This window comes from Nonomuraea sp. PA05 (assembly GCF_008086045.1).
Classification (GTDB): Bacteria; Actinomycetota; Actinomycetes; order Streptosporangiales; family Streptosporangiaceae; genus Nonomuraea; species Nonomuraea monospora.
This window is the reverse complement of record NZ_VSEY01000036.1, coordinates 1-19,685: the sequence shown is the minus strand read 5'-3', so window position 1 is coordinate 19,685 and position 19,685 is coordinate 1. Positions and strand designations below refer to the sequence as shown.

25 protein-coding genes are annotated in these 19,685 nt (G+C 71.0%); 13 read left to right on the top strand and 12 right to left on the bottom strand.

From position 1 onward, the window contains the following. Positions 1 to 162: 162 nt before the first annotated feature. The 5 genes from FXF51_RS42930 to FXF51_RS42910 all read left to right on the top strand — a co-directional run bounded on the left by FXF51_RS42930 (position 163) and on the right by FXF51_RS42910 (position 3,894). Positions 163 to 1,113 carry an Acg family FMN-binding oxidoreductase gene (locus FXF51_RS42930; RefSeq protein ID WP_148440539.1) on the top strand — a complete coding sequence of 317 codons (951 nt, stop codon included), beginning with the start codon at positions 163 to 165 and terminating at the stop codon, positions 1,111 to 1,113. 81 nt (positions 1,114 to 1,194) lie between these two features. Continuing rightward, on the top strand, positions 1,195 to 1,599 hold the full coding sequence (locus FXF51_RS42925) for a hypothetical protein (protein ID WP_148440538.1): 405 nt from the start codon (positions 1,195 to 1,197) through the stop codon (positions 1,597 to 1,599). A gap of 55 nt (positions 1,600 to 1,654) precedes the next feature. After that, complete coding sequence (locus FXF51_RS42920; RefSeq protein ID WP_148440537.1) at positions 1,655 to 2,158, top strand: hypothetical protein; 504 nt, start codon at positions 1,655 to 1,657, stop codon at positions 2,156 to 2,158. Between the two features lie 42 nt (positions 2,159 to 2,200). Next, entirely contained in the window at positions 2,201 to 2,659 is a 459-nt protein-coding gene (locus tag FXF51_RS42915; protein ID WP_148440536.1) for a MarR family winged helix-turn-helix transcriptional regulator, read from the top strand. Between the two features lie 2 nt (positions 2,660 to 2,661). Continuing rightward, positions 2,662 to 3,894: an epoxide hydrolase family protein gene (locus FXF51_RS42910; protein WP_148440535.1), complete on the top strand. Its 1,233-nt coding sequence runs from the start codon at positions 2,662 to 2,664 to the stop codon at positions 3,892 to 3,894. Positions 3,895 to 3,961: 67 nt separating this feature from the next. On the opposite strand, the gene FXF51_RS42905 is transcribed toward FXF51_RS42910, so the two are convergent. Continuing rightward, positions 3,962 to 4,456 carry an NUDIX hydrolase gene (locus FXF51_RS42905; RefSeq protein ID WP_148440534.1) on the bottom strand — a complete coding sequence of 165 codons (495 nt, stop codon included), beginning with the start codon at positions 4,454 to 4,456 and terminating at the stop codon, positions 3,962 to 3,964. Between the two features lie 57 nt (positions 4,457 to 4,513). On the opposite strand from FXF51_RS42905, the gene FXF51_RS42900 reads away from it, so the two are divergent. Further along, positions 4,514 to 5,278, top strand: a complete 765-nt coding sequence (locus FXF51_RS42900) for a PIG-L family deacetylase (protein ID WP_222871715.1) — start codon at positions 4,514 to 4,516, stop codon at positions 5,276 to 5,278. A 49-nt stretch (positions 5,279 to 5,327) separates the two neighbouring features. On the opposite strand, the gene FXF51_RS42895 is transcribed toward FXF51_RS42900, so the two are convergent. The 3 genes from FXF51_RS42895 to ctaD all read right to left on the bottom strand — a co-directional run bounded on the left by FXF51_RS42895 (position 5,328) and on the right by ctaD (position 7,996). After that, on the bottom strand, positions 5,328 to 6,041 hold the full coding sequence (locus FXF51_RS42895) for a TetR/AcrR family transcriptional regulator (RefSeq protein ID WP_148440533.1): 714 nt from the start codon (positions 6,039 to 6,041) through the stop codon (positions 5,328 to 5,330). 70 nt (positions 6,042 to 6,111) lie between these two features. Beyond that, positions 6,112 to 6,393, bottom strand: a complete 282-nt coding sequence (locus FXF51_RS42890; protein ID WP_148440532.1) for a DUF3040 domain-containing protein — start codon at positions 6,391 to 6,393, stop codon at positions 6,112 to 6,114. Continuing rightward, on the bottom strand, positions 6,368 to 7,996 hold the full coding sequence (ctaD, locus tag FXF51_RS42885; protein WP_262380218.1) for a cytochrome c oxidase subunit I: 1,629 nt from the start codon (positions 7,994 to 7,996) through the stop codon (positions 6,368 to 6,370). Before ctaD ends, FXF51_RS42890 begins: the two co-directional genes overlap by 26 nt. Before the next feature lie 220 nt (positions 7,997 to 8,216). On the opposite strand from ctaD, the gene FXF51_RS42880 reads away from it, so the two are divergent. Next, positions 8,217 to 9,140, top strand: coding sequence for an AEC family transporter (locus tag FXF51_RS42880; protein WP_148440530.1), 924 nt, complete (start codon positions 8,217 to 8,219; stop codon positions 9,138 to 9,140). A 90-nt stretch (positions 9,141 to 9,230) separates the two neighbouring features. Next, the gene (locus FXF51_RS42875; RefSeq protein ID WP_148440529.1) at positions 9,231 to 9,686 is read left to right on the top strand and encodes a VOC family protein; all 456 of its coding nucleotides are present in this window, start codon (positions 9,231 to 9,233) and stop codon (positions 9,684 to 9,686) included. Between the two features lie 186 nt (positions 9,687 to 9,872). Here FXF51_RS42875 and rpmF read toward each other — a convergent pair whose 3' ends face one another. The 4 genes from rpmF to rpmG are packed head-to-tail and all read right to left on the bottom strand — an operon-like array spanning position 9,873 to position 10,765. Then, complete coding sequence (rpmF, locus tag FXF51_RS42870) at positions 9,873 to 10,040, bottom strand: 50S ribosomal protein L32 (protein WP_148440528.1); 168 nt, start codon at positions 10,038 to 10,040, stop codon at positions 9,873 to 9,875. A 2-nt stretch (positions 10,041 to 10,042) separates the two neighbouring features. Continuing rightward, a complete protein-coding gene (rpsN, locus tag FXF51_RS42865; RefSeq protein ID WP_148440527.1) occupies positions 10,043 to 10,342 on the bottom strand; it encodes a 30S ribosomal protein S14 in 300 nt (99 codons plus the stop codon). Beyond that, positions 10,342 to 10,578, bottom strand: coding sequence for a 50S ribosomal protein L28 (gene rpmB / locus FXF51_RS42860; RefSeq protein WP_148440639.1), 237 nt, complete (start codon positions 10,576 to 10,578; stop codon positions 10,342 to 10,344). The genes rpsN and rpmB overlap by 1 nt, the downstream gene beginning before the upstream one ends. 22 nt (positions 10,579 to 10,600) lie before the next feature. Beyond that, positions 10,601 to 10,765 (bottom strand): 50S ribosomal protein L33, encoded by a 165-nt coding sequence (gene rpmG / locus FXF51_RS42855; RefSeq protein ID WP_148440526.1) that lies wholly within the window; start codon positions 10,763 to 10,765, stop codon positions 10,601 to 10,603. A gap of 73 nt (positions 10,766 to 10,838) precedes the next feature. On the opposite strand from rpmG, the gene FXF51_RS42850 reads away from it, so the two are divergent. Next, positions 10,839 to 11,966 carry a CobW family GTP-binding protein gene (locus tag FXF51_RS42850; RefSeq protein ID WP_148440525.1) on the top strand — a complete coding sequence of 376 codons (1,128 nt, stop codon included), beginning with the start codon at positions 10,839 to 10,841 and terminating at the stop codon, positions 11,964 to 11,966. Beyond that, positions 11,963 to 12,193: a 30S ribosomal protein S18 gene (gene rpsR / locus FXF51_RS42845; protein WP_148440524.1), complete on the top strand. Its 231-nt coding sequence runs from the start codon at positions 11,963 to 11,965 to the stop codon at positions 12,191 to 12,193. The genes FXF51_RS42850 and rpsR overlap by 4 nt, the downstream gene beginning before the upstream one ends. 141 nt (positions 12,194 to 12,334) lie before the next feature. Here rpsR and FXF51_RS42840 read toward each other — a convergent pair whose 3' ends face one another. Continuing rightward, complete coding sequence (locus FXF51_RS42840; RefSeq protein WP_187414893.1) at positions 12,335 to 13,318, bottom strand: GTP-binding protein; 984 nt, start codon at positions 13,316 to 13,318, stop codon at positions 12,335 to 12,337. Between the two features lie 163 nt (positions 13,319 to 13,481). Between FXF51_RS42840 and FXF51_RS42835 the strand changes: the two genes are divergently transcribed. Further along, the gene (locus FXF51_RS42835; RefSeq protein WP_148440522.1) at positions 13,482 to 14,636 is read left to right on the top strand and encodes an alkaline phosphatase PhoX; all 1,155 of its coding nucleotides are present in this window, start codon (positions 13,482 to 13,484) and stop codon (positions 14,634 to 14,636) included. 120 nt (positions 14,637 to 14,756) lie between these two features. Here the strand turns inward: FXF51_RS42835 and FXF51_RS42830 are convergent, their stop codons facing one another. Together FXF51_RS42830 and FXF51_RS63105 are read right to left on the bottom strand one after the other, a co-directional pair. Further along, the gene (locus FXF51_RS42830) at positions 14,757 to 16,034 is read right to left on the bottom strand and encodes an SDR family NAD(P)-dependent oxidoreductase (protein WP_222871714.1); all 1,278 of its coding nucleotides are present in this window, start codon (positions 16,032 to 16,034) and stop codon (positions 14,757 to 14,759) included. A 111-nt stretch (positions 16,035 to 16,145) separates the two neighbouring features. Continuing rightward, the gene (locus tag FXF51_RS63105; RefSeq protein WP_148440521.1) at positions 16,146 to 17,279 is read right to left on the bottom strand and encodes an LLM class flavin-dependent oxidoreductase; all 1,134 of its coding nucleotides are present in this window, start codon (positions 17,277 to 17,279) and stop codon (positions 16,146 to 16,148) included. A 163-nt stretch (positions 17,280 to 17,442) separates the two neighbouring features. Here FXF51_RS63105 and FXF51_RS42820 point away from each other — a divergent pair, with 163 nt between their 5' ends. Beyond that, positions 17,443 to 17,811, top strand: coding sequence for a YciI family protein (locus FXF51_RS42820; RefSeq protein WP_148440520.1), 369 nt, complete (start codon positions 17,443 to 17,445; stop codon positions 17,809 to 17,811). A gap of 5 nt (positions 17,812 to 17,816) precedes the next feature. Beyond that, positions 17,817 to 18,143: a YciI family protein gene (locus tag FXF51_RS42815; RefSeq protein ID WP_187414892.1), complete on the top strand. Its 327-nt coding sequence runs from the start codon at positions 17,817 to 17,819 to the stop codon at positions 18,141 to 18,143. 642 nt (positions 18,144 to 18,785) lie between these two features. Here the strand turns inward: FXF51_RS42815 and FXF51_RS42810 are convergent. After that, positions 18,786 to 19,397, bottom strand: a complete 612-nt coding sequence (locus FXF51_RS42810) for a TetR/AcrR family transcriptional regulator (protein WP_148440518.1) — start codon at positions 19,395 to 19,397, stop codon at positions 18,786 to 18,788. Positions 19,398 to 19,685: the final 288 nt, after the last annotated feature.

Genomic DNA, 19,685 nt, shown 5'->3' with positions numbered 1-19,685 from the left:
TCACACCGCCGGGAGCCTTCCGTGCTCAGTGCCGTAGGACCCGCGCTCGAAGGTCATTGGTCCTTGCCCCCGCCGTGGGACCTTCGGCGCCGCCAGGAGGCCGTCCGGCACTCTTCGGGGGCGGGGCCGGTGCGCGAGCGTCGGTGGCAGGAGGTGTGTGCGATGTCCGCTTCGATCGCCACCGAGCTCGGTGTCCGTCGGCTGCTGGTGGCGGCCGGCCAGGCACCGTCGGTGCTCAACACCCAGCCCTGGCGTTTCCGCGTGGTGCGCGGCGAGTACGTCGAGGTGCTCGCCGACCAGGACCGGCGGTTGCGGGTCGGTGATCCGCGCGGCCGCAACCAGCACGTGAGCTGCGGCGCGGCGCTGTTCAACCTGCGCCTGGCGGTGCGGACGGCGGGGTGGCGGCCGATGGTGTGGCTGCTGCCGTCGCCCGGGGAGGAGCCCGGCCTGCTGGCGGCCGTCCGCCTGGGCGCGGCGTCGCCCGTTCCCGGCGACGCCCGCGAGCTGTACGACCTCATCCCGGTGCGCCGCACCAGCCGCCGCCCGTTCATCAGCCGGAGCCTGCCGCGCGCGGTGTGGGAGGAGCTGCGGCTGGCGGCCTCCCGGGAGGGCGCGGCCCTGGTGCGCCTCGGCCGGCCCGCCACGGCCGACATGCTCGACTACGCGGCCATCGCCGAGGACGAGCTCGCCCGCGACCGCGGCTACCTGGCCGAGGTGGCGGCCTGGACGATGCGGGGCGCGCGGCACGACGGCCTGCCCGGCCACGTGCACGGGCCGCGGGCGCTGCGCGACCCCTCGCCGGTCCGGGACTTCGGCCGGCACGACGGCGAGGCGCGTTTCGAGGAGCGGCCGCAGCTCGCGGTGCTGACCACGATGGGCGACCGTCCCGCCGACTGGCTGCGTGCCGGTCAGGCGCTGCAGCGAGTGCTGCTGGTCGCGGCCCTGCACGACGTGTCGGCGTCGTTCCTGAACCAGCCGCTGGACCTGCGGGACATGCGCAGCCGCCGCGACCCGTACCACCGGCGCGGCCACGCCCAGATGATCATCAGGCTCGGTTACGGCCCGTACGTGGCGCGCAGCCCGCGCCGCCCGGCGGGCGAGCTGGTGACGTGATCAGCGATCTCCAAGCCGATCGCAAGAGCGGCGCAATATTCGTAGGAGGGTTCGATCGTCACCGCCACCTGGAGTCTTTTCATGCGTTCGCTCGTCGTCCTGGTCACCGCCGCCGCCGTCTCGCTGACGCTGAGCGTCCCGGCCGCCGCCACGCCCGCGCTGCGCAAGTGGCGCGCCGTGCACTCCGCCGACGGCATGGCCTCGGCCTGGGGCGAGGTCGCCATCCACCAGTTCGGCCACCTCGTGACCGGCAATCTGGAGGACACGCGCGGCAAGGGCTGCGCGTGGGCGGTGCTGCGTTCGCAGGGCTCGCGCGACGGGCGCCGGCGCGATCACGGCTTCTACAACTGCGTGCCGGGCGTCGGCACGTTCAGGAAGGACTACCGCGACGCGCGGCAGGTCAAGGTGCGGGTCTGCCGGGGCACGGCCCAGCGGCCCACGGGCGAGTGCTCGGCGTGGAAGACCATCCTGCGTCCTGGGCAGTGATCCATCCAGCCCTGACCGACGAATCCTCATATGCCATGACAACGGGGAGGAAATCATGAAGAAGCTGCTCGTCGCCCTGCTGGCCGGTGGGGCGCTGGTGGCCGGTTCCGCCGCGCCCGCGCTCGCCGCCACGACCGCGAAGAAGCCCGCCCTCGGCCCGTACGGCTACGGCGCGGTGAAGCTCGGCATGAGCGCCACCAAGGCGAAGGCCACCGGGAAGATCGTCTTCAGGATGGGGTCCGGCGCGAGCCCGTGCTCCGGCTGGAACCTCAAGGCGCACCCGGCGGGGAAGGGCCGCGTGGGCCTGTACATCTCCAAGCGGGTCGGGGTGGCCGTGATCCTGGCGCAGAAGGGCATGAGGACGCCGCAGGGGATCGGCCTCGGCTCCTCCGCCAAGCAGGTCAGGAAGGCCTACCCGGGGCTGCGCGTCTCGCCCGCCGGCATCTCGTACGTCGCGGTGCCCGGCAACGCGAAGGCCTACTACGCCTTCCTCTACACCAAGGGCGGCAAGGTCAGGGAGCTGGCCTTCGGGCTCGACAAGCAGGACTGCGTCAACTGACCGCGGTGCGCAGTTATATCGAAGTTTGATATAACTGCGCACGTGCCTTCTTCACCCGGCGGGGAGCCCGGCCTCGACGCGCTGGCCCGCGCGATCGAGGACTTCAACACGTACTTCATCCGGCTCCCCGCGGTCAGGAGGCTGAGCTTCTCAAGCCTGTCCGTGCTGCACACCCTGTCCCGCAAGGGGCCGATGCGGCTGACCGAGCTGACCGCGACGGAGCAGCTCAAGCAGCCCGCGCTGACCAGCCTGGTCACCAAGCTGGAGCGCGACGGCCTGGTCGCGCGCAGCCCCGACCCCCGCGACGGCCGGGCCGTGCTGCTGTCCCTCACCTCCGAGGGCGAGCAGGTCGTCCAGTCGCGGCGCGCCGACAGGATCGCGCGGCTGGCGCGCGTGGTCGAGCACCTCGACGCGCGGGAGCAGGCGGAGCTCGACGGTTACGCGCGGGTCCTGGCCCGGATGACGGAGATCGCCGCGCGCCTCGAAGGTCTAGAGGATTGACGATGCCCGATCGGCCGTTCCCGCTGGAGCCGGTGCCGCTGCACGTGCCGGACGAGACCCTGGACGATCTGCGCCGCAGGCTGAAGGCGACCCGATGGCCGCTGGACGCCGGAAACGAGGACGGTCGTTACGGGGTGCGGCGGGCGTACCTGGAGGAGCTGGTCGCGTACTGGGCGGACGGCTACGACTGGCGGGCCGCCGAGCGGGCGATCAACCGCTACGAGCACTACCGCGTGGACGTCGGCGGCGTGCCCCTGCACTTCATGCGCAGGCCGGGCGCCGGCCCCGACCCGGTGCCGCTGATCCTGAGCCACGGCTGGCCGTGGACGTTCTGGCACTGGTCCAAGGTCGTCGACCCGCTCGCCGACCCGGCCGCGCACGGGGGCGACCCGGCCGAGTCGTTCGACGTGATCGTGCCGTCGCTGCCGGGCTTCGGCTTCTCCACGCCGCTGACGCAGCGCCCGGACATGAACTTCTGGAAGATGGCCGACGTCTGGCACGAGCTGATGACCGGCGTGCTCGGCCACGACAAGTACGCCGCGGCGGGCTGCGACGTCGGCGCGCTGATCACCGGGCAGCTCGGGCACAAGTACGCCGGCGAGCTGTACGCGACGCACATCGGCTCGGCGCAGAAGCTCACCATGTTCAACGGCGACAGGGCGTGGGACCTCAGCGGCGGCGCGCCCATCCCGCCCGGCCTGCCCGCCGACGTGCACGACCGGTTCGTCGAGCTGGACCGGCGCTTCGCGGTGCACCTGGCCGCGCACATGCTGGCCCCCAGCACGCTCGGCTTCGGCCTGTCCGACTCCCCCTCCGGCATGCTGGCGTGGCTGCTGGAGCGGTGGGCGAAGTGGTCGGACAACGGCGGCGACGTGGAGCGCGTGTTCAGCAAGGACGACCTGCTCACGCACGCCACCATCTACTGGGCCGGCGGCGGGATCGACACCTCGATCCGTACCTACGCCAACAACAACCGTTACCCGTGGACGCCGTCGCACGACCGGTGGCCGGTCGTCGAGGCGCCCACCGGGATCACGTTCGTCGGCTACGAGAACCCGCCCGGCGTGACGACGGGCGAGGAGCGCGTCCGCGGCTTCCTCGGCGGTGACAGGGCCGCCTGGTACAACCATGTGAACATCACCTGCCATGACCATGGCGGGCACTTCATCCCGTGGGAGATCCCCGGGGAGTGGGTGGCTGACCTGCGCCGCACGTTCAAGGGCCGCACGTCATGACCCCACGCGGACCCCGGCCGCACGTTCAAGGGCCGCGCGCCGGGAGCCGCGCGTCCGAGGCCGCGGCTCATATCCCCATGCGGATCGGCGCGGCGGGCACGCCGTCAGCCAGCAGCGCGCCCAGGACACCCGCCAGGTCGCGGGGCGAGAAGAGGTCGTCGCCGTGGCCCGCGGCGATCTCCGCCACGCTCCACCACCGCCACCCGGTGATGTGCTCGGCCGCCAGCTCCTCGTCGCTCATGGCCCCCCGGGGCACGAAGCCGGGCCGCCGCAGGAGGTAGTAGTCGTTGACCACGCCGTCGTAGCCGGGCGCGTACGGGCCGGTCACGCTCTGGTGCCAGACGTGCGGCGGCCGCTCGCCGTCCAGGCGCAGCCCGATCTCCTCCTCCAGCTCGCGGGCCAGCGCCCGCAGGCTCGTCTCGCCGGGCTCCACCCCGCCGCCCGGCATGGCCCACACGACCGGGCCGTCCTCGGCGGTCAGGTCGATCCTGCACAGCAGCACCCGGTCGTCCTGGTCGAGGATGACGGCGCGCGCCGCCCTGCGCAGCCGGGGCGTGGACATGTGGCTCCTGTCGTGGATGGGGCGATCCACGATAGGGCAGGCCACTAGCATGATCGAGTGGATCTCGGACTGCTGTGCGTGCACGCGCACCCCGACGACGAGGCGATCTGGACGGGCGGCACCCTGGCCAGGTACGCCGACGCCGGAGCCAGGACGGCCGTGGTGACCTGCACCTGGGCGGCGGGCACCGGCCGCGCCGGGGAGCTGGAGCGCTCGCTGGAGATCCTCGGCGCGGGCGGGCCGCGGCTGCTCGGGTACGCCGACGCGGGCAAGCCAGACTCGGCGCCGGGCGCGCCGCGCTTCGTGGACGTGCCGCTGGAGGAGTCGGTGGGACGGCTGGTCGAGCACATCAGGCAGGTCAGGCCGGACGTGGTGCTCACCTACGACGGCTACGGCGGTTACGGCCATCCGGATCACGTGCACGCCCACCGGGTCACGCTGGCGGCGGCCGAGGCGGCCGGATACGACCAGCTCTATCCCGGGGCGGGCGATCCGTGGCGGCCACGGGCCGTCTACCTGGCCACGTTTCCGCGCTCGGTGGTCGTGGCGGGGTGGGAGGAGGTGTTCGGGGCGCCGCCCGAGCCGGGGCAGACGATGCTCGGCGTGCCGGACGGGGAGATCGCCGTCCACCTGGACGTGGCGGCGTGGGCGGAGCGGAAGTGGGCGGCCATGCACGCGCACGAGTCGGAGGTGGAGCGGGGCGCGTCGATGACGCTGCTGACGTCGCTGCCGGAACGGGCGCGGGCGCAACTGCTGGGCAACGAGTGGTACCGGCGGGTGTCGTTCACCGCTCAGCCCACGGCCACCTCACTGGAGGCGTGACCGGGTCGTCGGCGGCGTCATGGGGTCGCTGGACTCGAGGCGCTGCGGGTCACTTGAGCCGGCTCGCCACGCCGTCCAGCACGCACGCCAGCCCGTCCTCGAACTCCTCCGCGCGCGTCCGCCCCCGGTCCTGCCCGCGCTGCCCGGCGTACAGGCCGCGCAGCCGGGGGTGGTCGCGGACGGCGGCCTCGGCGGCGGGCCACAGCGCCTCGGCCCACTCCTGCTCGCTCCTGCCGCTGCGGGCCAGCGTCGTCAGCCACGCGGCCTCGCTGGTGGCGGCGCCGATCACGTACGCCACCACGGTGTTCACCGCCCGATCGGCCGCCTCCAGGGCGAACCCGCCCTCCTCCAGCACGGCGAGCATCCGTTCGGACAGCCGCAACACGTTCGGCCCCAGGTAGGCCACGCCCGCCTCGCCGAGCACGGACACGATCCACGGATGGCGCAGCAGCGTGGCGCGCATGCTGCGGGCGCAGCCGGCCAGTGCCTCACGCCAGTCTCCCGGCGGCACCTCGACCTCGCCGTACACCTCGTCCACGACCAGCTCGATCAGCTCGTCCTTGTTGGTCACGTGGGTGTACATGGAGGTGGCGCCCGCGTTCAGCACGGAGCCCAGCTTGCGCATGCTGAGCGCGTCGAGGCCGTCCTCGTCGAGCAGCCGCAGCGCCGCGGCGACGATCTGCTCGCGGCTGAGTGACGGCTGCTCGCGGCGCTCGCGCCGGGGGCGCGCCCACACCGAGGGCAGCGGCTGACCGTCGGCCACTGTTCGTCTCCTCCCGCACGGTTGGCCCGAACAGTGTACGGCCTGCCGCACGTCGTACGTGAGGACGGCGTCACTTGCCGCAGGTGACGATCACCAGCGTCAGTATCCCCGTCAGGATCAGCACCATGGCCGCCACCACGGCCACCTCGCCGCGGCTGACGTGATCGCCGAAGCGGCGCGGGCCGCCCTCCGCCGCGCGTTCGTTGAACTCGTTGAGCCGGCTGGCCAGCCGTTCCCCGCTGTGCCGCAGCTCGAGCTCGATCTCCGCCAGGACGAGCCGCTCCCGCGGCGACAGTCCGTCCACCCCGTCCACGCCGTCCACGCCCTCACTCCGCCGCACGGCCGCCGACATGCGGATAGTGCAGGTCGAAGGCGGGGCGTTCGGAGCGGATGCGGGGCATGCTGGTGAAGTTGTGCCGGGGCGGCGGGCAGGAGGTGGCCCACTCCAGCGAGTTGCCGAACCCCCAGGGGTCGTCCACGACGACCCGCTTGGCCGTGCGCGCGGTGTACCAGACGTTGTAGAGGAACGGCAGCGTCGAGGCGCCCAGCAGGAACGCGCCGATGGAGGAGATCAGGTGCAGGTCGGTGAAGCCGTCGCCGGCGCCGTAGTCGGCGTACCGGCGCGGCATGCCGGCCACGCCGAGCCAGTGCTGCACCAGGAACGTGAGGTGGAAGCCGATGAACAGCATCCAGAAGTGCAGCTTGCCGATGCCTTCGTGCAGCATGCGCCCCGTCATCTTGGGCCACCAGAAGTAGAACCCGGCGAACATGGCGAACACCACGGTGCCGAACACCACATAGTGGAAGTGGGCCACGACGAAGTAGCTGTCGGTGATGTGGAAGTCCAGCGGCGGCGAGCCGAGGATGACGCCGGTCAGGCCGCCGAGCAGGAACGTGATGAGGAAGCCGACGGCGAACAGCATGGGCGTCTCGAAGCTGAGATGGCCCCGCCACATGGTGCCGGTCCAGTTGAAGAACTTCACGCCGGTCGGCACGGCGATGAGGAAGGTGAAGAAGGAGAAGAACGGCAGCAGCACCTGCCCGGTGGGGAACATGTGGTGCGCCCAGACGGTCATCGACAGCCCGGCGATGGCGATGGTGGCGCCGACCAGGCCGATGTAGCCGAAGATCGGCTTGCGGCTGAAGACGGGCAGCACCTCGGTGATGATGCCGAAGAACGGCAGCGCGATGATGTACACCTCGGGGTGGCCGAAGAACCAGAACAGGTGCTGCCAGAGCATCGCCCCGCCGTTCTCGGGGTGGAAGAACTGGGTGTTCACCTTGCGGTCGGCCTCCAGCGCGAGCAGCGCGGCGGCCAGCACGGGGAACGCCATCAGCACGAGCATGCTGGTCAGCAGCACGTTCCAGGTGAAGATGGACATGCGGAACATGGTCATTCCGGGGGCGCGCATGCAGATGATGGTGGTGATGAAGTTGACGGCGCCGAGGATCGTGCCGACGCCGGCCAGGCTCAGCCCCATGACCCACAGGTCTCCCCCGACGCCGGGCGAGAAGGTCGCGTCCGAGAGCGGCGTGTAGGCGAACCAGCCGAAGCTGGCCGCTCCGGAGGGGCTCAGGAAGCCGCTGACCGCGATGAGGCCGCCGAACAGGAACAGCCAGAAGCTCACCGCGTTCAGCCGGGGGAAGGCCACGTCCGGCGAGCCGATCTGCAGCGGCATGATCACGTTGGCGAACCCGGCGAACAGCGGGGTGGCGAACAGCAGCATCATGATCGTGCCGTGCATGGTGAAGAGCTGGTTGTACTGCTCGTTGGTCACCAGTTGCATGCCGGGATGGATCAGCTCGGCCCGGATGAGCAGCGCCATGATGCCGCCCAGCGAGAAGAACACGAACGAGGCGATCAGGTACATGTAGCCGATGACCTTGTGGTCCGTGCTCGACAGCCAGCGCACGATGATGCGGCCCTTGCTCGACGGCCTCACCGGCGCCACCACCGGTGTCAACGGCTCGTCAGTACGCGGTTCGTCAATGGTCACCGGGAACCCCCCATTTGCCCCGTGGTGCTCTCGGCGCCCGCACATGACGAAGTTTCCGCAGGTCAGCGCCTTACGACGGGCTTACCCCCTTCCGGTTGTCCTAAGCCGGTGAGCCGGGCTCGGACCAGCCCGGATACCTCAGATACCCTCCTGAACGTCCAGTTTGGGAGGGAATGGGTTGTCGGGGGTAGTCGCGGCGTTCGCCGCCTTGGTGTCGGTCGCCGTGCTCGGCTACGTCATCGGTGTCATCGGCCTGCTCAAGTCCAGCGACGAGCTGGTGCTGTCGCGGCTGGCGTTCTTCGTGGCGACCCCGGCGCTGATGTTCGCCACCGTGTCCCGCGCCGACCTGGGCGCGCTGCTCTCTCCGGTGCTGCTGACCGAGATCATCGCGGTGGCGGTCACGCAACTCGTGTTCGTGCTGGTGGCCAAGCTCGCCTGGCGGCGCACCACGAGACAGGCCACGATCGGCGCGCTCGCCTCCTCCTACGTCAACGCCGGCAACCTCGGCGTGCCGATCTCGCTGTACGTGCTCGGCGACGCCGCCCTCGTCGCGCCCATCCTGCTCTTCCAGCTCCTCGTCCTGACCCCGGTCTCGTTCCTGATCCTCGACAAGGGCTCCCGCTCCCCGCGCGCGGCACTCCTGCTGCCCTTCCGCAACCCGCTCACCGTCGCCTCACTGCTCGGCCTGGCACTCGCGCTCAGCGGCGTCTCGCTGCCGGTCACGGTCATGCGCCCGATCGACCTGCTCGGCGGCGCGGCCGTACCGGTGGCGCTGCTGGCGTACGGCCTCAGCCTGTACGGCTCGCGCCGCGCCCCGGCCGCGCCCGAGGAGAACGGCGTGGGCAAGGACATCGCGCTGGCGGTGACGCTCAAGGCGTTCGCGCAGCCCGCGCTCGCGTACGTGACCGCCCGCTTCGCGCTGGGCCTGGAGGGCACGCAACTGCTGGCGGCGACGTTGTTCGCGGCGCTGCCCACGGCGCAGAACATTTATGTGTACGCCGTCACCTACGACACGGGGAGGCGGCTGGCTCGCGGGGCGGTGCTGCTGACCACGGGGTTGTCCATTCCGATCATGACGGCGATCGGCGCCGTGCTCGGCTGAGAATTTCTTTCCTGGATCGTGTCGATCCGCGCCCCGCCCGTACGACGCGTTGGTGCGGAACGAACGACAACCCCTGAGGAGGGACCCGCCATGCAGAAGATCACCACGTTCCTGTGGTTCGACGACCAGGCCGAGCAGGCCGCCACCTTCTACACCTCCCTGTTCCCCGACTCCCGCATCGTGTCGGTGCAGCGCCAGGGGGACACCGGGCCGGCGTTCATGGTGGAGTTCGAGGCGGCGGGCCAGCGGTTCCTGGCGCTGAACGGCGGTCCGCAGTACAAGTTCAACGAGGCGATCTCGCTGTACGTGAACTGCGAGTCGCAGGAGGAGGTGGACGAGCTGTGGGACAAGCTCACCGAGGGCGGCGAGGAGTCGCAGTGCGGCTGGCTGAAGGACCGGTGGGGCCTGTCCTGGCAGATCATCCCCAAGCAAATGCACGAGCTGCTGCAGCACCCCGACCCGGCCACGGCGCAGCAGGTCATGAAGGCCATGATGGGCATGCAGAAGATCGACATCGCCGGGCTGAAGGTGGCGGCCGGGCAGTGAGGCCCAGTGCTTGGGCCGTAGGGTCGGCGCTCAGGCAGCGAAGTCGGCGCTCAGGCCGTAAGGTCAGCGGCCCGGCCGTGAGGTCAGCGCTCAGGCCGTGAGGTCGGAGGCCCGGCCGTGAGGTCAGCGCTCAGGCCGTGAGGTCGGAGGCCGGCGCCGCCGTGCGGCGCCGGCCGGTGGGGGCGGTCAGCGGGGGGTGATGAGGCCTCGCTGGTACGCCCTGACGAGCGGCCGCGGCACCAGCAGCTCCCGCCCGTCCACCACGATGGGCACGAGGTCGGGCGCGGCGGCCTTCCACTGGCTGCGGCGGTGCCGCGTGTTCGAGCGGGACGTCTTCCGCTTGGGCACGGCCACCGCTACCAGCTCGCCTTCGTCACGCCGGGCAACTCGCCCCGGTGGGCCATCTCGCGGAAGCGCACCCGCGAGAGCCCGAACTTCGACAGGTGACCGCGGGGGCGTCCGTCGATGGAGTCGCGGTTGCGCACCCGTGTGGGGCTGGCGTCGCGGGGCTGGCGGGCCAGCTCCCGCACGGCGTCGGCCCTCTCCTGCGGGCCGCCGGTGCGGATGATCTCCTTGAGCTCGGCCCGCCGTTCGGCGTGGCGGCGCACCACGGCCTTGCGTCGCTCGTTGGCGGCGATCTTGCTCTTCTTGGCCATCAGACTCTCTCCCCCCTGGCGCGGATGCGCCCCACGGCCTGCTCGATGCCGATCCTGTCGATGATCTTGATGGCTCTGGTGCTGAGCGTCAGCCGTACGTGCCGGCCCTCGCTCGGCAGCCAGTAGCGGCGGCGCTGGATGTTGGGGTCCCAGCGGCGGCGGGTGCGCCGGTGGGAGTGGGAGACGGCGTTGCCGAAGACCGGCGCCGCGCCGGTCAGCTGGCAGTGTGCGGACATCATTTCCTTCCGTCGGGACGGGTCATCGCTCTTCGCGGAACGTCACGTGCCTGCGCACGATCGGGTCGTACTTGCGCAGCGTCAGCCTGTCGGGGTCGTTACGGCGGTTCTTCCTGGTCACGTAGGTGTAGCCGGTGCCGGCTGTCGAGCGGAGCTTGATCAGCGGCCGCAGCTCGTTTCTGGCCACAGCGGTTCCTTTCGGGTTGCGGAGCTGTGCCATGATAACGACAACGATTTTCATTTCGACAACTGGAGGTCCGGTGCCCACCCCCGTCGTCCTCGTCGCGGGCCTGCACGGCGCGGCCCGCACGGCCGCTGTCGAGCGGCTGCTCGCCGGCCATCCCGGCTCGCTCGCCGTCCACCACGACCTCGGGCGGGTCACCACCGGCCTGATCACGCGCACCGTCCGCGACGCGAGCGGCGTGCGGGAGAGCGCGCAGGTGCGGCTCGCGCACGGCTGCGTCACCTGCACGGTGCGCGAGGACCTGCTCCCCCGGCTCATCGCGCTCGCACCCACCGCGCCACTGCTGATCGCCGACCTGTGGGACTCCGTCGAGCCCCGCTCCGTCGCCGAGGCCGTCGACTGCCCCGAGGCGCACGACCTGCTGCGGCTCACCGCCGTCCTCACCGCCGTGGACGCCGCCGCCATGCCCGAGGACCTGACCAGGGGCGAACGCCTCATCGAGGTCGGCAAACCCGCCGCGGCCGGCGACCAGCGCTTCCTGGCCGAGGTGCTCACCCGGCAGATCGAGTACGGCACCGGCCTGGTGCCGCACGGCGGCGACGAGGAGGACCAGGAGCTGACGGCCGCCGTGCTCACGCACCTGGCCCCGTTCACGCCGGTGCATCCCGTCACCGCCATGCCCGCCGTCACCGGGACGGCGCTGTGCACGTCCGAGCTGGCCGAACGCGTGGAGCCCGCCACCGCGCAGCTTCCCGGCGACGCCCGCACCGACGAGATCACCACCATGGTCTGGCACAGCCGCCGCCCCCTGCACCCCGGCCGCCTCTTCGAGGCGGTGGACGAGCTGGTCACCGAGTCCGTACGCTCGCGCGGCCGCTTCTGGCTGGCCACCCGGCCCAGCCGGCTGCTGGCCTGGGACGCGGTCGCCGGGATCGTCTCCGTCGAGGACGCGGGCCCGTGGCTGGCCGCGCTGCCCGAGGCCGCGTGGGACCTCGTCTCGCCCGCCCGGCGGCTGGCCGCTTCCCTGGACTGGCATTGCGAGGTCGGTGATCGCGTTCAGCATCTCGTGTTCACCGGGCCCGACCTGGACGGCGAGCGGCTGCGGGCGTTGCTGGACTCCTGTTTGACCACCCCCGAGGACGGGCCCGTGGCCCTGCTCGATGATCCGTTCGCACCGATGCTGGACCTTGAGGAGATCGCATGAAGAGCCGTCGCGCGCCACGCAGGAAGCCGAATCCGCTGGCAGGGGTGGAGCGGATCGACTACAAGGACACGAACTTGTTGCGCCGGTTCATCTCCGATCGGGGGAAGATTCGTAGCCGGCGGGTCACCGGGGTGAGTGTGCGGCAGCAGCGGGAGCTCGCCCGCGCCATCAAGAACGCCAGGGAGATGGCACTGCTGCCGTACGCGTCCCGCCCCGGAAAGCCGTGAACCCGCGCCGCCCGGCCCGGCACCACCCGGCCCGGCGGCGCTGACCCGGCGGCACCGACCCGGCGGCACCGACCCGGCGGCACTGACCGACGGCGCTGACCGGCGGCGCAGCGTGGGGCGGGGCCGCCGGGCCGCTCGCCCCTACGACGGCAGCATCGCGTCCGCGTCGAGAACGAGAGAGAACGGGTCCTCGTAGCCGCTCCAGACGTCCGAACCGGCCAGCATCTCCGCCCGGCCGAGCAGACACCCGTCGAGCAACTCCCAGATGCGCCGGCGATCGAGGTCGGGCCCCGTGAAGACGAGGTGCTGCACCCGGTCGCCGGTCAGCGGGTTCCAGTCGAGGGCGGCCACGGCGCGGCGGGCCGGGCGGCACGCGTCCCACGCCGACGGCGGCATGGCGGCCAGCCAGGGCCCGGCGTCGCGCACGGCGAGCCGCCCGGCCACCGAGTCCCAGGCCAGCAGCCGGTCGTGCCGCCCGGCCAGCCAGAAGCGCCCGCGCCCCCGCACGGAGCAGGCGGCCAGTTCCTCGGTGACCTCGAACAGACGGCCGGGATGCAGGGGCCGCAGCCGGTGCCAGACGACCGTGGTGACCGCGCCGGTCCTGGCCTCGCAGGGCAGCAGCGCGGTGGCGGGTTCGACGCGGTCGGCCAGCTCGCGGGGGCACACCGTCCGGCCGGTCAGGCGGGGCAGGCCGTCGCGCAGGTGGTGGACGGGGGTGGCGGGCGCCAGGTGGGCGAGCACGGCCCGCGACAGTTCGCCGTCCTCGGCGTCGCCGCCGTCCAGCACCAGGTGGGTGGCGTACTCGAGCTGCCTGGCCAGCACTTCGGCGACGTACCGTTCGTCGCGGCCGGGCAGGCGGTCGGCGCGCAGGATGTCCACGGGCATGTGCCGGGCGTCGAGCGCGGTGAGCACGCCGGTCAGGCGGAGCCCGGCCTCGGCAGCGAGCGCCTCGGCGAACGGGCGCGGCTCGGCGGTGTCCGGCAGCTCCATCACCAGGAAGGCGGCGCCGGGGGGCGGGCCGGAGCTCATCAGCGCCGCTCCGGGGTGATCCGCGAGCAGCCGCCGTACGACGGCCGCGCGGGCGTCGGCGTACGGACCGGCGACCAGGACGACAGGAGTGGCCACGCGAACCTCCATGCTTGTAATGAAAACCATTATCATAGTCTTGTTCGCGATCCACCCGGAATGTGGCGCAACACACCGTTGTCGTTAACTTTCCTGACAGATCGGTGTCCATGTGGTCGACTTACTGTCGGCGAGGCTGCACCCCCACTCAGGAGGTTCGTCGATGGAACGCCGCCATTTCCTGCGCGCCTCGGTGCTCGGCGCCGGCACGATCGCCTTCTCCGGCAGTCTCTGGCAGGGGGCGGCCCTGGCCGCGCCCGCCCAGAACGCCCCCGGCCCGTACGGCGCGCTGCAGGCCGCCGACGCCAACGGCATCCGGTTGCCCGCCGGCTTCACCAGCCGAGTGATTGCCCGGTCCCGCCAGGCCGTCACCGGCACGTCCTACACCTGGCACGACGCGCCCGACGGAGGCGCATGCTTCGCCGACGGCAGCGGCTGGATCTACGTGTCCAACTCGGAGATCAACCCGGGCGGCGGCGCCTCGGCGCTCCGCTTCGACGCCGACGGCGACGTCACCTCGGCCTACCGCATCCTGTCGGGCACCCGGACGAATTGCGCGGGCGGCAAGACGCCCTGGAACACCTGGTTGTCGTGCGAGGAGGTCAGCCGGGGCTTCGTCTACGAGACGTACCCGTTCGGCGGCGCCGCCGTGCAGCGGCCCGCGATGGGCAGGTTCAAGCACGAGGCCGCCGCGGCCGACCCGGTGCGGCGGGTGATCTACCTGACCGAGGACGAGCCAGACGGACGGTTCTACCGGTTCGTTCCCACCACCTGGGGCGACCTGTCGTCGGGCACCCTACAGGTGCTGGTCGCGGGCTCCGCCACCTCCGGCTCCTTCACCTGGGCGAACGTGCCCGACCCGGACGGCTCCCCGACCGCCACCCGCAGCCAGGTATCGGGATCGAAGTCCTTCAACGGGGGCGAGGGCTGCCACTACGCGAACGACACCGTCTGGTTCACCACCAAGGGCGACAACCGGGTGTGGCAGGTCGATCCGACCACGAACAGGTACGAGCTCGCCTACGACGACAGCCTCGTCAGCCCGGGCACGCCGCCGCTCACCGGGGTCGACAACGTCACCGGCTCCGCCTCCGGTGACCTTTACGTGGCCGAGGACGGCGGGAACATGGAGATCTGCCTGATCACGCCGGACGACAAGATCTCGCCGTTCCTGCGGATCAGCGGGCAGAGCGGGTCGGAGATCACCGGGCCCGCCTTCAGCCCGGCCGGCGACCGGCTGTACTTCTCCTCCCAGCGCGGGACGTCGGGGGCGTCGTCGGGCGGCATCACGTACTGCGTGACCGGGCCCTTCCGCTGACCCCGACGAGACGGCGGGAGCGTCGCGAGGCTGCGCGACCAGCCCCTCCGCTGACCCGGACGAGACGGCGGGAGCGTCGCGAGGCTGCGTGACCAGCCCTTCCGCTGGCCCCGAGCCCGCTCACTCCCCGCGCGGGCGCATGTTGGCGAACATCTCGGCCAGCGTCCGGCTGCCGGGCTCGTACAGGTCCAGCGGGTCGGCGCGCATCGCCTCGTCCAGCGCGCGGGCGTCGTCACCGACCAGAATGCGCCAGGTGCCCGCGCGCACACCGTCGAGGATGATCGTCGCGGCCTCGGCGGCGGAGAGCGGGGCGTTGTCGCGGAAGCCCTCCCCCATGGCCTTGACCGCCGCCCGCACCGCCTCGTCGCTCAGCGCATCGGCGGGAACCCCGGCGACGGCGGCGGCGAGGCCCCGGGCGTCCGCGAGTTCCTCCGGGGTCATGTCGTCTGGCTCCGCGCCACCGTGCAGCCTTCGCGAGTTGATCACAATCTCGGTGCCGACGTGGCCGGGCATCACCAGCGCGACCCGCACGTGGGGGGCGTTGAGCCGCAAGTCCACCAGCAGCGACTCCGAGAAACCCTTCACCGCGAACTTGGCGGCGCTGTAGGCGCTCATCGGCATGTTCGGGCCGCACGCCCAGAAGCCGTTGACGCTGCTGGTGTTGATCAGGCAGGCCTCGTCGGCGGCGATGAGGAGGGGCATGAACGCGCGCGAGCAATTGTAGACGCCGCCCCAGCAGATGGCGAACGTGCGCTCCCATTCGGCTCGCGGACTGGTGACGAAGCTGCTGCCGCCGCCTACGCCGGCGTTGTTGAACAGCAGGTTGATGTGGTCGGTGCCGTGTCGCTCGATCACCTCGTCGCGGAATCTCGCCACCTGGGCTTCGTCCGACACGTCGCACAGGTGGGTCGTGATCCGAACCTCACCGCCGGGCGCGGCGTTGACGGCCCGCGCCTGACCACTGGGCCCGCTCTTGTCAGCCCTCGCCTCGGGGCCGCTCTTGGCAGCCCCCACCTCGGGCCCGCTCTTGTCACCTCCCGCCTCGGGTCTGCTCTTGGCAGCCCGCGCCTCGGACGCGCTCTCGGCAGCCCGCACCTCGAACGCGCTCTCGGCAGCTCGTGCCTCGGGCGCGCTGTTGACGGCCTGCCCGTCACCGCCAGGCCCGGCCGCGACGGCTCGCCCATCACCTCCGGGCGCGATCCTGGCGGCCCGCGCGTTTTCGCCGTTCACAGCCTTGGCGGCCTTGGCGGCCTGCTCAGCGGTGATGGCCAGGGCCGCCTCGTCGATGTCGCAGGCGGCGACCGAGCAGCCCTCAGCCGCCAGCTGCACGACCAGTTCGCGGCCCATCCCGGCGCCGCCTCCCGTGACGACGGCCGTCTTCCCCGTGAACGATCTCATCGATCCGCCCTTCGTCGCCGAAGGCCACACTTACACGTACCGGAGCGACCATCAACGCCACCCGCCTTCCAGATCGCCGCACGACCGGTCAAGGCGGGCCGCCAGAACCGGCTACGAAACCGGCGCGGACGCAGGCAGCCCCAGCTCAGCGGCCAACTCCTCGATCAACCCGACCTGCTGCTCGGCGTCCATCGGCAGGAGATGAAGCGCGATGTGCACCTCATCAGCACCAACCTCCACCGCACGATCGAGTTGCCCCAGCACGGCGCCGGCGAAGACCTGGGGCGAGACCGGCTCCCCGGGAGGAGTCGGAATGATGTTCACCACAACCGTGCCACCACCCCCGCCCCGGCCACTGCCCGTGCCCCTGCCCCAGTCACTCCCGCTCCCACTTCCGCTGGCGTCGCCGCTCCCGCTCCCGCTTCCGCTGCGACTGCCTCCGCCGCTGCCACTCCCGCTTCCACTCCCGCTTCCGCTCCCGCTCCCGCTGTCGCCTCCGCTCCGACTCTCGCTGCCGCCTCCGTTCCCGTTCCCGCTCCCGCTCCCGCTCCCGCTCCCGCTGCTAGCGTCCCGGTACCACCCGACCTGCGTACGAGTGTCATCCCAATTCACCGCAGTCGTAATGAACCCGTCCCCGATACGCGCAGCCCGCTCAATCGTGGTACGCGTGATCGCACCGAACAGCAGCGGAATGCTGCCCCGCCAAGGCTTCGGCCCCACCTTGGCCAGCGGGATCCGGTAGTCCTCACCGTGAAACTCCACAGGGTCAGGAGCCCAGCAGGCACGCATCGCCGCCGTATGTTCAACGAACCCCGCACCCCTGCGCCCGGCGGGCACCCCAGCCGCGGTGAACTCCTCGGGAATGTAGAACGGCGGCAGCCGGGTGCCACCGCCCTGCCCGATGCCCACGACCAGCCGCCCCTTGGAGAGCCGGTCGAGCGTGGCCAGCCTGCGAGCCAGGACGACGGGCGGCTGGAAGATCGTGTTCAGGATGCCGGTGACCACGCGGATGCGCCGGGTGTGCGCCGCCGCCCAGGTCAGCAGCTCCAGCGACTCCCAGACGTGGTCCTCGGGCAGGCCCGCGTCGTTGTTCCAGTGCGGCCCGGCGGGGATCAGCAGCCGGTCGCTGGCGGACACGGCGTGATAGCCGAGCCGTTCGGCCGCCTGCGCCACGGTGACGACGGCGTCGGGGCCGGCGTACGGGCTGACCTGCGGCAGGGTCACGCCGATGCGGGGAAGACTCATTCGTATGCTCCATTCGTAACCGTCGAGCGGGAACACCCGCTCCGCAGGGAGGTCGGAGCAGCGGAAGAATTCTTGCGTCCGCCACGGCAAAAACCCGCAACCGGCTCCGACCCCACGGTGAACGGCCCCACGGGGGCACCGAACGTCCATCGAAGGAGATGACATGAAGTTCCTGTTGATCATGCACACGAACCCCCAGGTCTGGGAGGCGCTCACCGAGGAGCAGCGCAACGAGGTGATGAGCGGCCACGGCGGATTCATGGAAACCGTCACCAAGTCCGGAGAGCTGATCAGCACCGCGGCCCTGGCCGATCCGGGGCAGAGCGCCGTGGTGCGGGTCCGTCGCGGCGTCCCGGTCGTGACGGACGGGCCGTATCTGGAGGCCAAGGAGTTCCTCGGCGGCTACTACCTGGTGGAGTGCGACAGCCGGGAGCGCGCCCTCGAACTGGCCGCGCTCATCCCGGACGCCGGCGTCGAGGGCCTTGGCATCGAGGTGCGCCCGGTTGTCTTCGCGGGCACGGCCGACGGCTGAGCTCGGTGAAGTTCCTGCTGAACGTCTACGCGAGCGCCGCCACCGCACTCGATCACGAACGCATCCTGGCCGTGGCCGGCCGCTCGGGCGAGCTCATCGCCGGCCACGCTCTCTCCGACCCGTCCATCAGCACCGTCGTACAGGTCAGGGATGGCGTGGTGGAGGTGAACGACGGACCGTACCTTCCGGTCGCGCAGCAAGCGGCCGGGCAGTACCTGCTCGACTGCGAAAGCCGGGAGCGGGCCGTCGAACTGGCGGCGCTCGTAGCGGACGGACATGGCGGAACCGTGGAAGTACGTCCGGTGATGGACTCGGCCGGGTGGGAGATGTGATCACCCGCTGACGACGCAGACTGCCCCGAACCGTGCCGCAGTGCGAAACTGCGCCGCGCAATGACTCACCACTGGAGTTGCCCCGGTGGGCTTGATCCGGTTTCGTCCCCGGAATGACATCCATGGTGGAGAGCACGGGAAGGAAAAGCCGTGTCCTCGCCGCACGTTCAAGGCTGAGATTGTCGAGTTGTGTCGTGTGCCGCCGTGGGCGCCAGCCGATGTAAATGCCGGTCAGCGGGACGGCCTGATGAGCAGCGAGCGTCAGTAGTCGGAGGCTCTGCGGCGAAAAGGCCAGCGGCTTCGCCAGGATGTCGGCATCCTCATGCGGGCGACAGCTTCTTCATCTGAATGCCTCGGAAACGTGCACCCGTCTGCACTGCGCCGCCTCCCGCGAGTCAGCACGTCGTAGGTCCCCAGCATGCTCCCCCAGCGGCCCCCTCGCTCACACGGTCACCCGCTCCGTCACTCACACCATCACCCGCTCCGCCACTCACACCATCACCTACTGCGTAACTGACGCCATCACCCACACCGTCACCCGTCCCGAATCCACCCCTCGCCGCACTCCGTTGCCGCCCGTCACTGCAGCCTCCGCCTCACTTCACCGTCCACACCGCGTTTCACTCCTCCGCCACCCGCGCCTCACTCCTTTCTCCCGCCCCCGCGCCCAGCAGCGAAGACACACGACAGCGCACTACGCAAAACACCAGCGAAAGAGCCGGTGACCCCAGGCTGCAACCAGTGGCGCCCCGCCACCCGGATAGCCCCGGCAACAGCCGCAGCCGTCACAGCAGGAAACAGGTCAGTCCGAGGATCGCCAGCGGTCCGCTCAGCGATGGCCTCCGCCAGCGGCTCCTCGGCCATGCTGAACGCCTTGAGCGCCTCCCCCTCCAACGCGGGCGTCGACATGATCATGGCAAGACCGGCCCGATCCGGCTCAGGATCGGTATAGAGCTCGACCACGGCCGCGATCACCGCCTCCTCCAGCGCCTCCCCCGCGGGCCTGGCCCGCAGCGCCTTCCCCACCCGCCGCGACTGATCGGCCTGAAAAGCGCAGATCGCCTCCTCCCGGCTGGAGAAGTAGTTGTTATACGTACGCGGCGAAACACCCGCAGCAGTGGCGATGTCATGGACGCGAACGAGCGCCAGCCCGTTGGGGCCCTGCTCGATGGCCAGCCGCAGTGCGGCGTGACCGATCGCCTCCCGGGTGGCCTGCTTGTTACGGGACCGCAGATCCATGGCGTCATCGTTCATGGCGAGAAGCCTACCCGATGATGCGCGCCACGCAACTTGTGCGTGCCACGCACATTGTGGGTAAAGTACGGGACGACGCCCGGCACCTCCCACCCGAAGTGCCGACCACATGGCGTCGCCGGAGACGGCGAGGCTCCGCAGATCAGACTGCCATGCCCGTCCTGCGCGAGCCGTCCGTCGCGGGCGCCGTCCCGGCCACGCCCCCGAGGGCCCAGCAGGGCCTTCCGACAAGAGCAGAAACCAGAGCAGGAACAGGAGCAGCCGATGGCCGCCAAGATGATCACATTC

Bases quoted from the DNA above. Each gene is read 5' to 3' on its own strand.
- FXF51_RS42930 (WP_148440539.1), top strand. From the start codon at position 163: ATGTCCGCTTCGATCGCCACCGAGCTCGGTGTCCGTCGGCTGCTGGTG.
- FXF51_RS42925 (WP_148440538.1), top strand. From the start codon at position 1,195: ATGCGTTCGCTCGTCGTCCTGGTCACCGCCGCCGCCGTCTCGCTGACG.
- FXF51_RS42920 (WP_148440537.1), top strand. From the start codon at position 1,655: ATGAAGAAGCTGCTCGTCGCCCTGCTGGCCGGTGGGGCGCTGGTGGCC.
- FXF51_RS42910 (WP_148440535.1), top strand. From the start codon at position 2,662: ATGCCCGATCGGCCGTTCCCGCTGGAGCCGGTGCCGCTGCACGTGCCG.
- FXF51_RS42905 (WP_148440534.1), bottom strand. From the start codon at position 4,456: ATGTCCACGCCCCGGCTGCGCAGGGCGGCGCGCGCCGTCATCCTCGAC.
- FXF51_RS42890 (WP_148440532.1), bottom strand. From the start codon at position 6,393: ATGTCGGCGGCCGTGCGGCGGAGTGAGGGCGTGGACGGCGTGGACGGG.
- FXF51_RS42875 (WP_148440529.1), top strand. From the start codon at position 9,231: ATGCAGAAGATCACCACGTTCCTGTGGTTCGACGACCAGGCCGAGCAG.
- rpsN (WP_148440527.1), bottom strand. From the start codon at position 10,342: ATGGCCAAGAAGAGCAAGATCGCCGCCAACGAGCGACGCAAGGCCGTG.
- rpmB (WP_148440639.1), bottom strand. From the start codon at position 10,578: ATGTCCGCACACTGCCAGCTGACCGGCGCGGCGCCGGTCTTCGGCAAC.
- rpsR (WP_148440524.1), top strand. From the start codon at position 11,963: ATGAAGAGCCGTCGCGCGCCACGCAGGAAGCCGAATCCGCTGGCAGGG.
- FXF51_RS42835 (WP_148440522.1), top strand. From the start codon at position 13,482: ATGGAACGCCGCCATTTCCTGCGCGCCTCGGTGCTCGGCGCCGGCACG.
- FXF51_RS42830 (WP_222871714.1), bottom strand. From the start codon at position 16,034: ATGAGATCGTTCACGGGGAAGACGGCCGTCGTCACGGGAGGCGGCGCC.
- FXF51_RS63105 (WP_148440521.1), bottom strand. From the start codon at position 17,279: ATGAGTCTTCCCCGCATCGGCGTGACCCTGCCGCAGGTCAGCCCGTAC.
- FXF51_RS42820 (WP_148440520.1), top strand. From the start codon at position 17,443: ATGAAGTTCCTGTTGATCATGCACACGAACCCCCAGGTCTGGGAGGCG.
- FXF51_RS42810 (WP_148440518.1), bottom strand. From the start codon at position 19,397: ATGAACGATGACGCCATGGATCTGCGGTCCCGTAACAAGCAGGCCACC.